Source organism: Streptomyces yerevanensis (assembly GCF_000716805.1).
Lineage (GTDB): Bacteria > Actinomycetota > Actinomycetes > Streptomycetales > Streptomycetaceae > Streptomyces > Streptomyces flaveus.
In genome coordinates this window covers 195996-209368 of sequence record NZ_JNWJ01000006.1, presented here as the reverse complement: position 1 = coordinate 209368, position 13373 = coordinate 195996, and the positions used below count along the sequence as shown (strand labels likewise).

10 protein-coding genes are annotated in these 13373 nt (G+C 69.4%); 7 read left to right on the top strand and 3 right to left on the bottom strand.

Going from position 1 to position 13373, the window contains the following annotated elements; translation table 11 throughout:
• Positions 1-1422, bottom strand: coding sequence for a S1 family peptidase (locus OP79_RS08200; RefSeq protein ID WP_033319317.1), 1422 nt, complete (start codon positions 1420-1422; stop codon positions 1-3).
• Between the two features lie 269 nt (positions 1423-1691).
• On the opposite strand from OP79_RS08200, the gene OP79_RS08195 reads away from it, so the two are divergent.
• Positions 1692-2693: an alpha/beta fold hydrolase gene (locus OP79_RS08195; RefSeq protein ID WP_033319316.1), complete on the top strand. Its 1002-nt coding sequence runs from the start codon at positions 1692-1694 to the stop codon at positions 2691-2693.
• 3 nt (positions 2694-2696) lie between these two features.
• On the opposite strand, the gene OP79_RS08190 is transcribed toward OP79_RS08195, so the two are convergent.
• Positions 2697-3449, bottom strand: coding sequence for a YqjF family protein (locus OP79_RS08190; RefSeq protein WP_033319315.1), 753 nt, complete (start codon positions 3447-3449; stop codon positions 2697-2699).
• Positions 3450-3732: 283 nt separating this feature from the next.
• The gene (locus OP79_RS08185) at positions 3733-4362 is read right to left on the bottom strand and encodes a TetR/AcrR family transcriptional regulator (RefSeq protein WP_033319314.1); all 630 of its coding nucleotides are present in this window, start codon (positions 4360-4362) and stop codon (positions 3733-3735) included.
• Positions 4363-4598: 236 nt separating this feature from the next.
• On the opposite strand from OP79_RS08185, the gene OP79_RS08180 reads away from it, so the two are divergent.
• The 6 genes from OP79_RS08180 (at position 4599) to OP79_RS08155 (ending at position 13325) form a co-directional block, all read left to right on the top strand.
• On the top strand, positions 4599-5801 hold the full coding sequence (locus OP79_RS08180) for a cytochrome P450 (RefSeq protein ID WP_033319313.1): 1203 nt from the start codon (positions 4599-4601) through the stop codon (positions 5799-5801).
• 475 nt (positions 5802-6276) lie between these two features.
• Positions 6277-7506, top strand: a complete 1230-nt coding sequence (locus OP79_RS08175; RefSeq protein ID WP_033319312.1) for a cytochrome P450 — start codon at positions 6277-6279, stop codon at positions 7504-7506.
• Positions 7507-7574: 68 nt separating this feature from the next.
• Complete coding sequence (locus tag OP79_RS08170) at positions 7575-7772, top strand: ferredoxin (protein WP_033319311.1); 198 nt, start codon at positions 7575-7577, stop codon at positions 7770-7772.
• Complete coding sequence (locus OP79_RS08165; RefSeq protein ID WP_211270759.1) at positions 7769-8944, top strand: NAD(P)/FAD-dependent oxidoreductase; 1176 nt, start codon at positions 7769-7771, stop codon at positions 8942-8944. The genes OP79_RS08170 and OP79_RS08165 overlap by 4 nt, the downstream gene beginning before the upstream one ends.
• A 122-nt stretch (positions 8945-9066) precedes the next feature.
• Positions 9067-10539 carry an MFS transporter gene (locus OP79_RS08160; RefSeq protein ID WP_051744498.1) on the top strand — a complete coding sequence of 491 codons (1473 nt, stop codon included), beginning with the start codon at positions 9067-9069 and terminating at the stop codon, positions 10537-10539.
• A 437-nt stretch (positions 10540-10976) separates the two neighbouring features.
• Positions 10977-13325: an alpha-L-fucosidase gene (locus OP79_RS08155; protein WP_033319309.1), complete on the top strand. Its 2349-nt coding sequence runs from the start codon at positions 10977-10979 to the stop codon at positions 13323-13325.
• Positions 13326-13373 lie beyond the last annotated feature (48 nt).

Below are 13373 nucleotides of genomic sequence, written 5' to 3'. Positions count from 1 at the left end.
TCAGCCCCAGTTCTGTGAGTACTCGCTGCGGTACTGCCTGCGTCCCCGCTCCATACGGATCTGGATCGCCACCAGCGCGATCAGGCTTCCGGCGATGACCAGCAGCCCCGGCCCGAGATTCCGGTACTCCGCGATCCGTGCGACCAGCGACGAGGCGTCGTCGTCCGCCCCGCCCTCGGGCACCGTCTCCACCGACCCCACGCCTCCGGGCGCGGTCGAGGCCCCGCCGGGCGGCACGGCCGCGCCCGCCCCGTTGTCGGCGTCGTCGCCCGCGCCCGCGTCGTCGTCGCGGGCCGAGGGCGTCGCCTGCTGGCCGCCCGCCGAATCGGGATCGGCGGCCAGCTGTACGCCGAGGGTGTCCAGCGCCTTGGTGACCGGCTGGAAGAACGTCGTACCGCCGCTGTCGCAGTCCCCGTTGCCGCCCGAGGTGATGCCCAGCGCCGTGCCGTCGGCGAACATCGGGCCGCCGCTGTCGCCCGGCTCGGCACACACCGTGGTCTCGATCAGCCCGGTGACCGTGCCCTGCGGGTAGTTCACCGTCGCGTCCAGGCCGGTCACCTCGCCGGACTGGAGCCCCGTGGTGCTCCCGCTGCGGAAGACCTTCTGCCCGACGGCCGGATCGGCCGCACCGGTGATCCGCACGCCCTGGCCGTTGCCGACGGCCACCACATCGGGCCCCTCGAGCACGGTGCCGGTGTCGTACCGGACGAGGGAGTAGTCACCAGTGCCGGGGAACTCCACGTCCGTGGTCGTCCCGACCTGCTGGGTGCCCTGCTGGTCCGAGAACCAGGTGGTGCCCTCGGGACCGCAATGGCCCGCCGTCAGAATGAAGTCGGCCCGGCCGTTGGTCACGTTGAAGCCCGCCGAGCAGCGGCCCGCGCCGGCGAAGAGCGGCTCGGCGCCGTTCAGGCGGGTGGTGTACGTGCCGTCGATGCGTTCCATCCGTACGGACTTCCCGATGCTCTCGGCGACCTTGGTCAACCGTGACCACTCGTCGGCGGAGACGGTGCTGTCCGCGCGTACGACCACCTGGTTGTTGGCGTAGTCCATCGACCACGAGGTGCCGGACACCCGGGGCGAGTCCTTCAACGTGGCGGTGGCGGACCGCAGTTCGCGCATGTTGTGGTCCACCATCTTGGCCCCGGCGCCCGCCCTGCGTACGTCGGCCGCCGCCTCCTCGTCGGTCACCGCGACCATCGGGCGCCCGTCGGCACCGATCCAGGTACCCGCCGTACGCTCGGTGCCCAGCTCGGAGACGAGCCCCCGGCCCGTGTCGGCGGCCTGGCTCACGGCGCCCGGCCGGTCCGACTCGGCCGACGTCTCACTCGCCATGGCCTGCGAGACCATCAGCCCTCCGCAGACCAGCCCGCCGATGGCGGCGAACCGCGCGAACCGCTGAACGTTCCGTCGTGCATGCCTCATCCATGGCTCCCGTACGCCTGTCCTGACACAGCGTCATCCGCGCGGGCGCCCACGCAGGGTGGACGCCCTCCTTCAGTACGTGCCGGCATACCGTCCGGTTCACCGGACCCGCCGACTCTTCGGAGCTGGCCGGATCCCGACGGTCGGGCGCGTACTGAGGGAGCGGTCGGCAGGGGAGTGTTGTTGCCGAAGTAGCAACTTTGTTCGCGCCGACGCAGCCGTGCCTACGACGATCGAGGTCAGTGGATCTCCGACCCCGAGGAGGACGTATGTCGCACGCCGCGGACCCGTACACACCGGGGGACGTCCAGCATCGGCTGGTGGATGTCCCCGGTGGCCGTATCCATCTGGTCGAGCAGGGGAGGGGCCCGCTGGTCCTCCTCGTGCACGGTTTCCCCGAGTCCTGGTACTCCTGGCGCAGCCAACTCCCCGCGCTCGTGGCGGCGGGCTACCGTGCCGTAGCCGTCGACGTACGCGGGTACGGGCGCTCCTCCAAGCCGCACGACGTGGCGGCATACCGGATGACGGCACACGTCGAAGACAACGTCGCGGTCGTACGCGCCCTCGGCGAGGAGACCGCAGTGATCGTGGGCCACGACTGGGGCTCGACCATCGCGGCCGACTCCGCCCTGCTCCGGCCGGACGTCTTCACCGCCGTGGGACTGCTCGGCGTCCCGTACGCACCACGGAACGCGATCCGGCCGACCGACGCCTTCGCCATGATCGGCGGGGACGAGGAGTTCTACGTCAGCTACTTCCAGGAGCCCGGCCGGGCGGAGGCGGAGATCGAGCCGGACGTACGGGGCTGGTTGGCGGGCTTCTACGCCACGCTGTCGGCCGACACGATGCCCACGTCAGGAGACGGCAGCGTCTTCTTCGTCCCCGAAGGCGGACAGCTCTCCGGCCGATTCGTGAAGGCCCGGCCGTCCTGGCTCACCGACGCGGAACTCGACTACTACGCAGGCGAGTTCGAGCGCACCGGACTCACCGGAGCGCTCAACCGCTACCGCAATGTCGACCGGGACTGGGAGGACCTCGCCGAGTGGGACGGAGCCCCGATCACCCAGCCGTCCTTCTTCCTCGCAGGCGAAAAGGACGCCTCCCTCGCCTGGCTGGGCGACGCGGTCAAGGCCTTCCCGACGACCCTCCCCGGCCTGGTCTCCTCCCATGTCCTCGAGGACTGCGGTCACTGGGTGCAGCAGGAACGTCCCGAGGAAGTGGGCCGGCTCCTGGTTGCATGGCTGGGTTCACTCCGCCTCGCCGTTCGGTGATCATTACGGAGTCGGGATGCCCGCCGGGCGGGACGGGCGGCCGAGGAGGACCGGGACGCCGGGGGAGTACAGGACGCTGACCGGGGCGTCGCTCGGGGCGGGCAGGCCGGCCGCCGTGATGAGGCTCTCCTCGCAGGTGAGCAGTTCGGCGCGGTGCAGGGGCCAGCGCGGGTGGTCGTTCGGGAGGTACGACGCCGAGCCGAAGAAGGCGTTGTGCATGCCCCAGCGGGCGGTGAGGAAGTGCTCCAACTCGGTTGGTTCCTCGATGCGTTCACCGGTCCGTACGGTGATGCGGCTGTACGCGCCGCGCGGGCCGGGCCAGCGGCGGGAACTGGTGTACGTGACGGTGTCGCCGGCGGAGCGGACGGTCATCCGGGACCACAGGTACGGGAGCCGGAAGCCGACGCGGCCCATTACCACCGGGATCAGCCGGGAGGCGTCCATCGAGCGGAAGACGACACCGCGGCGCCCGTGCGCGTCCACCGAGTACAGGCGCACGTTGGTCTCCGGGAAGGTCCCGAGATACGGCACCCCGGGCAGACGCAGCCATCCGACCCGGTGCATCCGGAAGGCGACGAGCCCGACGTACGTCACTCCGTCATGCGCGTCGGGAACGGTTCCCCTCGGCAACAGGCCCGCCACGAGGGCCGGTTCGACGGCCCAGTGGACGAAGGCGAGATCGAGCCACTGCTGGGTGAGGAGGGGAGTGCGTATCGGGGTGGGGGCGTCGGGGGTGACGGGGCTCGGCTGCGGCACGAGGCCAGGATGGCAGAGGGGCCGAAGGTAGCGGGCTGCGATGTGGGCATGGCTTTTCGGTGCCCGTCTCAGTGCCCGCTGTGCTTCGTCTCAGTGCTCGTCGAAGCGCGCGAGTTCGTGGAATCTTGGGCGCCCAAGGGGTTGAACGCGCCTCGGAGTCGCCCATCGAAGCAGCCTTGGCGGACGTGTTCCACCTGCCGACGGGTGCCGGGATGCCGTACGGAGGTTCCGTCCGTTGGACGGAGGCGAGTGTCTCGCCGAGGGGCGCCGTTCGGCCCTCGCGTCAGATCGGCCAGTTTCCAGGTCGTGGTGATGGCCGCAGCGGAACGGACTCGGGAAGTGGGGTCGCCGCCGCCGGTGACAGGCCATCGAGGATGAGGGAGAGGTAGCGGCGCCAGCCGTCGCTGGCCGGGTCCATGGTCCACAGCAGGCTGAAGAGCATGGCCATGATTCTGGGCATGTCGTCCGGTACGAGGTCGGCGCGGATGCGTCCGACCTCCTGGGCCCGACGGGTGAGGAGGGTCAGCGACGCGTAGTACGGGCCGATGGCGTCCGAGATGACGGCGCCGGCGTTTCTCGCGGCAGCCAGGGTGTTGTGCTCGCGGGCGGCCAGCGACATGGCGGCGTCGATCACGGAGTTGAGTGCCAGGAGCGGGTCGTCATCGAGGAGTGCCTGTTCGATGGCCGGAGCGATGCACTCGGCGATGCCCTGTTCTAATGCGGCCTTCGCGAGGACGGCCTTGTTGGGAAAGCGCCGGAAGAGCGTTCTGATACCGACCCCGGCGTGTTGGGCGATCTCGTCCAGTTGTGCGTCGGGGCCGCTCTCGGCGAAGACCTCGCGGGCGGAGCGCAGGATCCGCTCGGCGTTGCGGGCTGCGTCGGTCCGCAGGAGTCGCTCGGAATCTGTGGCCACGAAGACAGAGTACCAAGAGGCAGTTGACTGCCACTTGCATCAGGGGCACCATGGAACTGGCAGTCAGCTGCCAGTTACCGCTGCATGTCGGCTCGCGAATGATCCGGTGAGTGGCGAACGCGGAGCGCTGTGTGCAGTCCATGACGCGTGTAGTGCCTCTGCGTTCTTCGAGTGGTCACGACGGCTCGCTCACCAGTACCTCGGCGCCTTCCCCCCACGACGCTCCAGGAGGTTCCATGTCCACCACGACCGGCACCGATGACGCCATCGGTCTTCCCGAGTTCCCCGCTGACCGCGACGCACGCTGCCCTTTGGCCCCCGCTCCCGAGTACCGGGAGTGGCGGGAGACGGGTGGTCTGCGACGGGTGAACTGGAACGGCCACGCCGCCTGGGCCGTGAGCCGGTACGAGGACGTCACGGCCGCGATGACGGACCCGCGGATCAGCGCAGAGGTCCCCATGCAGCAGAGCAGCATGGCCGGCGCCCAGATGTTTCCCCGGATGGACGACCCCGAACACGCCCGGCTGCGCCGCATGCTGACCAAGGACTTCACGGTCAAGCGGGTCCAGGCCATGCGCCCGCGGATCGAGGAGATGGCGAACGAGTTCATCGACACCATGGTCGCCTCCGGCAGCCCCGCGGATCTGGTCGAGGCGTACGCGCTGCCCATTCCCTCCCTGGTGATCTCGATGCTGTTAGGAGTGCCTTACGACGACCACGCCTACTTCCAGGACATCACCTCCGTCCTGATGAGCCGCACCGCCACGGAGGAGGAGAGGCAGAAGGCGAGGAAGTCGATCTTCGGCTATCTGTTCGACCTCATCGGGAAGAAGGAACGCGAGCCGGACGACGCCCTGATCAGCCGCGTCGCGCGCGAGCACCTCCAGGAAGGGCAGCTGAGCCGTGAGACCTTCGCGATGAACAGCTTGATCCTCCTCAACGCCGGGCACGAGACCACCGCAAACATGATCGCGCTGGGCACCCTCACGCTGCTGGAGAACCCGGCCGCGCTCGCGCGGATCCGCGACACGGACGACCCGAAGGTGGTCTCGGCCGCGGTGGAGGAACTCCTGCGCCACCTCACGATCGTGCACAACCTGGTCACTCGAGTGGCCAAGGAGGACATCGAGCTCGGTGGCCGGCTCGTCCGCACCGGTGACCTCCTGGTCATGAACCTCGCGGCAGCCAACTGGGATCCCGGCTTCGTCAGCGACCCCGACCGCCTCGACATCGACCGCGACGCCCGCGGACACGTGGCCTTCGGACACGGCGTGCACCAGTGCCTCGGACAGGTCCTGGCCCGTGCCGAACTCGAGATCGCCCTGCCCGTGCTCCTGCGCCGGCTGCCCGGCCTGCGGCTCGCGGTGCCGCCGGAGGAGATCAGGTTCCGCAACGACATGAGCATCTACGGCGTCCACGCGCTGCCGATCGCCTGGTGACACGGCTCGGGCGCCCTGCAGCACGAGGGCCGGTCGCCGCCACCCGCATGCTCGCCGGATCCCTGGCGGACGCGCGGACCGGCGGCGCGAACGGCCGCCCGTCGATCCCGCGGCCCTGGAGATGATGAACACCCTCACCCGCAGCCTCGACCCGGCGCTGGTCTCGCCCGTGGTCGCCTTCCTGGCCACGAGGACTGCCCGTTATCCGGTGAGGTCTACACCGCAGGTGCCGGACAGGTCGCGCGGTTCTTCGTCGCACGGACGCAGGGCTACCACAACCCGGCGCTGACGGCTGAGGACGTACGAGACCACCTCGACCGGATCCGGGACGAGACCGACTCCTTCATCCCCGCTGACCCCGGCATGGAGATGGCCCACCTGCTGCGGAGCACCACACCACCCATGAGCAGGCGCCTCGCATACCTGCTCCGGCGGATCACTGCTCGTCCACCCCCTCCCCCCCACAGGAGCAACCATGAGTACGGCGACCGACCAGACCCAGCCGAACGACGGCACCGGCCTTCCCGACTACCCCGGCACGCGTTCCCCCCGCTGCCCCTTCGACCCACCCCCCGTGCAGGCCGGTTGGCGGCGCGCCGACGGGCTGCTCCAGGTGCGGTTGAGCAACGGCCGCATCGCCTGGGCGGTCACCCGGTACGACGATGTCAAGCAGGTACTGGGCGATCCGCGGCTCAGTGCTGACGGACAGCGCTACCCGCAGCTGATGGAAACCCAGCAGCACGGCCAGCCGCAGGCGTTCCCGCGGATGGACGATCCCGAGCACTCCCGCATCCGGCGCACCCTCACCGGCGAGTTCACCGTCAAGCGGGTCGAGGCGATGCGGCCGCATGTCCGGTCGCTGGTCGACCAGTTCCTGGAGGAGATGATCGCCGCAGGTCCGCCGGCGGACCTGGTGCGCACGTACGCCCTGCCGATTCCGTCCCTGGTGATCTCGATGCTGCTCGGGGTGCCCTACGACGACCACGCCTTCTTCCAGACACGCAGCGCCACGCTGATGCGCAAGGGAACCCCACAGGAGGAGAGGAAGGCGGCGAGCGGCGAACTGTTCGGCTACCTCCAGGACCTGGTAAAGCGCAAGGAGCGCGAGCCGGGGGACGACCTCATCAGCCGGCTGGTCACCGAGCGGGTGGTCACCGGAGAGCTCACCCCTCTCGACGTGGCCATGAACAGCATGGTCCTCCTGCTCGCAGGGCACGAGACCACGGCCAACATGATCGCGCTGGGCACGCTGACCCTGCTGGAGAACCCCCGGCAGGCCGCCCGGATCCGCGACACCGATGATCCCAAGGTGGTCGCCGCCGCCGTCGAGGAACTCCTGCGGTACCTGACGATCGCCCAGGACATGCTGGTGCGCGTGGCGACCGAGGACATCGTCGTCGGCGGTCACCTCGTACGGGAGGGCGAGATGCTGGTCTTCGGTGTGCCCTCCGCCAACCGGGACAACAGCGTCTTCGAGACCGCCGACGTCCTGGACCTCGACCGCGACGCCCGAGGACACGTGGCCTTCGGATACGGCGTCCACCAGTGTCTCGGCCAGTCCCTCGCTCGCGTGGAACTGCAGGAGGCCCTGCCCGCGCTGCTGCGCAGGCTGCCGCACCTGCGCCTGGCCGCACCCCTGGAAGAACTGAGTTTCCGTCACGACATGGTGGTCTACGGCGTGTACGAGCTGCCGGTCGCCTGGTAGCCGCAAGGCCGCCGCCCCTGAAAACCCCCACTGAAGCCCCACCCCTGAAGAACCGAGGACGAGAAACCATGCGCGTGGAGCTGGACGAACCGAAATGCGTCGCGGCCGGACAGTGTGTGATGGCCGCCCCCGACGTGTTCGACCAACGAGACGAGGACGGCGTCGCCGTGGTGCTGGAGGAGCACCCCGCCGTCGAACTCCTCGACGGCGTACGGGAGGCCGTGGCCGTCTGTCCGGCCGCGGCGATCCGCCTGGCCGAGCGGTGAAGCGGATTGTGGTCGTCGGTTTCTCGGCCGCCGGTCTGGCGGCGGCCGAGACACTGCGCCGGGAGGGGTACGACGGCACGCTGACCCTGGTCGGCGACGAACTCCACCCGCCCTACGACCGGCCCCCGCTGTCCAAACAGGTCCTGTCCGGTCAGTGGGACGCCGACAGGACGGCCCTGCGGACTCCGGAGGACCTCGCCACCCTCGGCCTCGACCTGCGCCTCGGCGCCGCCGCGACCGGCCTCGACCCCGCCGCACGTCTGGTGCGGCTGGCGGACGGCTCGACGGTGCCGTACGACCGACTGGTCATCGCAACCGGTGTACGGCCACGGCGCCTTCCCGGTGACGGTGTCGCCCACGTCCTGCGCACCCTCGACGACGCGCTCGCCCTGCGGGAGAGGCTGAAGCCGGGCAGCCGCCTGGTGGTGGTCGGCGCCGGCTTCCTCGGCGCCGAGGCCGCCGCCGTGGCATGGCGGCTCGGTGTGGAGGTCGTCCTGCTCGAACCCGCCCCGGTGCCACTGGCCCACGCGGTTGGCACGGAGGTCGGACAGATCCTCTCGCAGGCCCACCGCGACCATGGCGTGCACCTGCGCACCGGGGTCACCGTGACCGGAGTGACCGAGCGCGGCGTGCGTCTGGCGGACGGCGAACTGGTCGAGGCCGACGAGGTGTTGGTGGCCGTCGGATCGCTTCCCAACACCGAGTGGCTGGGCGGCAGCGGCCTGCCGGTGGCCGACGGCGTGCTCTGCGACGAGTACTGCCGTGCCGCGCCGAAGGTGTACACGGCCGGGGACGTCGCCCGCTGGCACAACCCGCTGTTCGGGACACCGATGCGGATCGAGCACCGTACCAACGCGGCCGAGCAGGGCATGGCCGCGGCCCGTAACCTGCTCCACCCTGAGACCGGCAAGCCGTTCGCGCCGGTGCCCTACTTCTGGTCCGACCAGTACGACATGAGGATCCAGGCGTACGGATATCTGCGCGGCCACGACGAAGTGGCCGTCATGGAAGGCGACTTGAGCGAGCGCAGGTTCGTGGCCGCGTACCGCACCGGCGAGACGCTGACCGGAGTCCTCGCCGTCGGCATGCCGCCCAAGGCCATCCGCCCGTGGCGCCAGGCCATCGCTACCGGCACTCCTTGGCACGACGCACTGGCCTCCAACGCGCTTTAGGCCGGCGCGCACGGGCCCACCGCCCGAATGAGCAACCCCCACCTGCTCCCTGTCCTCACCGACGTCAGCCCATTCCGTTGCGGCCGCTCTCAGCCCGCACCCCCCACAGGGAAGGCTCACTCATGTCCGGAACACACCCGCCGACCGCCCAGGCGCAGAATTTCCCGTCGTTACGTCTGGGCGTCGTGGTGGCGACACTCGCTTTCACCGGGATCGCCGGCGCGATGACGCAGACCCTGGTGATCCCGATCGTCCCCCTCCTGCCCCGACTGCTGGACGCCCAGGCCTCGGACACCGCCTGGGCCGTCACGGCCACGCTGCTGTGCGGCGCAGTCTCCACTCCCGTGACGGGCCGGCTCGGCGACATGTACGGCAAGCGGCGCATGCTCCTGCTCGGCGTCGGCCTGATGGTGCTGGGCTCGGTGATCTGCGCGCTGAGCGACTCCCTCGGTCCGCTGCTCGTCGGACGGGCGTTGCAGGGACTGGCGGCGGGCGTGGTGCCGCTGGGCGTGAGCATCATGCGCGACGTACTGCCCGCCGAGAAAGTGCCCGCGGCGACGGCGGCGATGCTCGGCTCCCTCGGCGTCGGCGCCGCCCTGGGCCTGCCCGCCGCCGCGGTCATCGCCGACAACTTCGACTGGCACGTGCTGTTCTGGGTGTCCGCGGCCCTCGGCGCGGTCGCCGCCGGGCTCGTGTTCCTGCTGGTGCCCGAGTCGAAGGTGCGTACAGGCGGGCGCTTCGATCTGATGGGTGCGGTCGGCATGGCGGTGGGCCTGGTCTGCCTGCTCCTCGCGGTCTCCAAGGGCGCCGACTGGGGATGGGGAAGCGGTACGGTCCTCTCCCTGTTCGCCGTGGCCGTGATCGTGCTGCCGCTGTGGGGCTGGTTCCAACTGCGCGCCCCGCAGCCCATGGTGGACCTGCGCACCACCGCACAACCGCAGGTACTGCTCACCAACCTCGCCGGACTGGCGCTCGGCCTCGCCCTGTTCGCGATGAACCTGGTGCTGCCACAGCTGCTCACGATGCCTGAGGCCACCGGCTACGGTCTGGGCAAGTCTCTGGTCGCCACCGGCCTGGTCATGGCTCCGCAGGGTCTGACGATGATGGCGGTCTCCCCGTACGGAGCGCGCATCACCAAGACCAAGGGGCCGAGGGTGACGCTCATGATCGGGTCCGTGATCGTGGGAGCGGGCTACCTGCTCACCATGGTGATGATGTCCGGGCTCTGGCAGGTCATCGTGGCCTCCTGCATCGTGGCGACAGGAGTGGGCTTCGCCTACGGCGCGCTGCCCGCGCTGATCATGGAAGCCGTGCCGGTGTCCGAGACCGCCGCAGCCAACGGCCTCAACGCCCTTATGCGTTCCATCGGCACGACCGTCTCCAGCGCCGTCGCCGGCCTGATCCTGGCGCACATGACCACCGACTTCCACGGCGTGCACATCCCGACGGAGAACGGCCTGCGTGCCGTCCTGGCCCTGGGCGTCGGCGCCGGTGTCCTCTCCTTCACCCTCGCGAGCCTCATCCCCCGTAGACCCCCGATAGAGGTCCCCGCCCCGGCGGAGTCAGCCGCCGTGAAGACCGCGGGCGCGGAGTAGGACGCTGCTTCCAGCAAGTAGGAAGCTGCATATTCGGTGCCCACACGCCTGCACGCCGTGCTCCGTGGGCGTGTGGTTCTGTAAGGGCGCCCGCCCCCACACGGCGGGCGCCTCGGGGGTTCGCACGTCCTCAGCACGTCGGACGGCACGGAAAGCGCGGTTTCTCTACGACGAAGCGCTTGAGGCATCTGAGGATGTCCTTCCTCTTCCGCGACAAAGCTCCGAGACCGCCAGAGGCAGCCACACACACCGCCGTGCACCCGTGCCAACTCTCCCCACTCCCCTGAGATCCACCGGAAAACTGATCAAACGGTATATACGCCCGAGCCATCCACTGTGTCGTCCTACCTATCTCTCTAATTGCCCTCCCTGTCCGTCCCGTTGACACCGCGACGAGTCCCCTCAATCATCAGACATCCGATGAATTGGAGCCGCTCATGGGTACGTATCCGAGACGTCAGGTCCTGGGCGCTGCGGCCGGAGTCGCCGCCACGGCAGCCCTTCCCCTCACCTCAGCCACCGCCGCACACGCCGCCGAACCGCTCCCGGAGCACGCCGGGCCGTGGGCTCCCGTCCCCGACCCCGTCCCTGTCCCGCTCGACGCCCTCTACGACAACGACGGCATCGACACCGCCTCCGCACGGGGCGGCGACTTCGACGGCTCGGGCTACACGTTCCCGGAGGAGGAACTTCCGACGGGCCGTGTCGAAGTCGACGGCGTGCCCTTCGTCTTCCCGGCCTCCGCTGACGGCGCGAAGAACAATGTCGTCGCACTCGGCCAGCGCGCCGAACTGCCTCAAGGCCGCTACCTCTCGGCCGTCTTCCTCACCGCGGGCAGCTATGGCAACGCCTCCGGCACAGCCACGGTCCACTACACGGACGGCTCGACCACGACCGCCACCCTCGGCGGCTCCGACTGGTACTCCGCGGGCGGATCTCTGTCGGTGCCGTACCGCTACGGACCGGACGGCACCAGGGACGAACACCGCGTGGGGATCGGCACGTCCGAGCTGTGGCTCGATCCACGGCGCGACGCCGTAGCGATCACGCTTCCGGTGACCAACCCGGCGGAGGCGAACAAGACCTCGCTCCACGTGTTCGCGCTGTCCCTGCAACCTGCCGCTCAGGGGCGCGCGCTGGCTCTGCGCGGGGCCCGGTCCACCAACTTGCTCCTGGAGTCGTCCGGCGCCCAGAGCGTCGAAGCCACCGTCGTCAACGCGGGGACGGTCGCCGTCCTGGCCGCGGACGGCGTGTCGGTGCGCGTCGAGGTTCCGGGAGCCCGCACGGTCGAGGCCGGTCGTGTCCGCCGTCTGGACCCCGGCGAGCAGGCCCGCGTCCGCGTGGGCATCCGCAACCGTGTGGGCACCGCCCCCGGCACGGCCCGGGACGGCTCGGTGACCGTCACCGGACGCGGATCTCAAGCCGCCGCGCAGAAAAGCCGGTTGACCCTCGGAGTCGCCGACTACCAGCCCACTGCGGCTTCTCTCTCCGGCCACCAGGCGCCGTACTGGTTCCACGGCGCCAAGTTCGGCATCTTCATCCACTGGGGTGTCTACTCGGTGCCCGCCTGGTCGCCGGTCGGAAAGCAGTACGCCGAGTGGTACTGGAACCACATGCAGGACCCCGCCAACGCGGTCTTCGCGTACCACCGCGAGAAGTACGGCGAAGGCTTCGCCTACGACGACTTCATCCCGATGTTCACGGCGGAGAAGTTCGATCCGCGCGCCTGGGTCGAACTGTTCCGGGACGCGGGCGCGGAATACCACGTGCTGACCTCGAAGCACCACGAAGGCTTCGCCCTGTGGGACACGAAGGTCTCCGACCGCAGCTCCGTGAAGATGGGCCCGAAACGGGACCTCATCAAGGAACTCTTCGACGCGTCCCGCCGCTACACACCCGAACTCCACCGCGGGCTCTACTTCTCCATGCCCGAGTGGTTCAACCCGGACAATCCCTGGATGGGTCACGCCCCGCGCAATCCGTACACCCAGGAGCCGGAGCCGTACACGGGTTACACCGCGGGCAAGGACTACGTGAAGGACTACCAGGCTCCACAGATGAGGGAGCTGATCCACGGCTACGACCCCGAGGTCATCTGGTGTGACATCGGCGGCGCCAACGACAGCCTGAACGTCCTCGCCGAATACTTCAACCACGCCAAGAACCGCCCCCGGCCCATCGAGGTCACCGTCAACGACCGTGCGGGCATCGCTTTCCACGACTTCACCACGCCCGAGTACACGACGTACGACAACACGGTCGTCGCCAAGTGGGAGTCCAGCCGCGGCCTGGACCCCTTCAGCTACGGCTACAACCAGGCGACACCGGACGACGCTTACATGACGACCGAAGAGGTGGTACACAGCCTCGTCGACATCGTCTCCAAGAACGGCAACTTCCTCCTCGACATCGGCCCGCGTGCCGACGGCACCATCCCTGAGATCATGCAGACCCGACTGCGCGAGACAGGCCGCTGGCTGCGCACCAACGGAGAGGCGATCTACGACACCACGTACTGGTCCCGGATGGCCGAACTGGGCGAGGACCTGCGGTTCACCGTCCGCCCGGACGAGGCCTTCTACATCCACTCCCTGGCCAAGCCGGGCGCCAAGCTCACCGTCGAAGCACCGATCCCGATCCGCAGCGGCGACAAGGTGACGATGCTCGGCCACGGCCGGCCCCTGACATGGACCCTCAGCAACGGGGCGCTGGTGATCGACGTCCCCGAAGCCGCACGCAAGGCGGGGCAGCATGCGTGGGTCTTCAAAGTGCACTGGCGTGGCTGAGACTCGGCGTACGCCCTGAACACGACCGGTGGTCGCGACGGCACGATG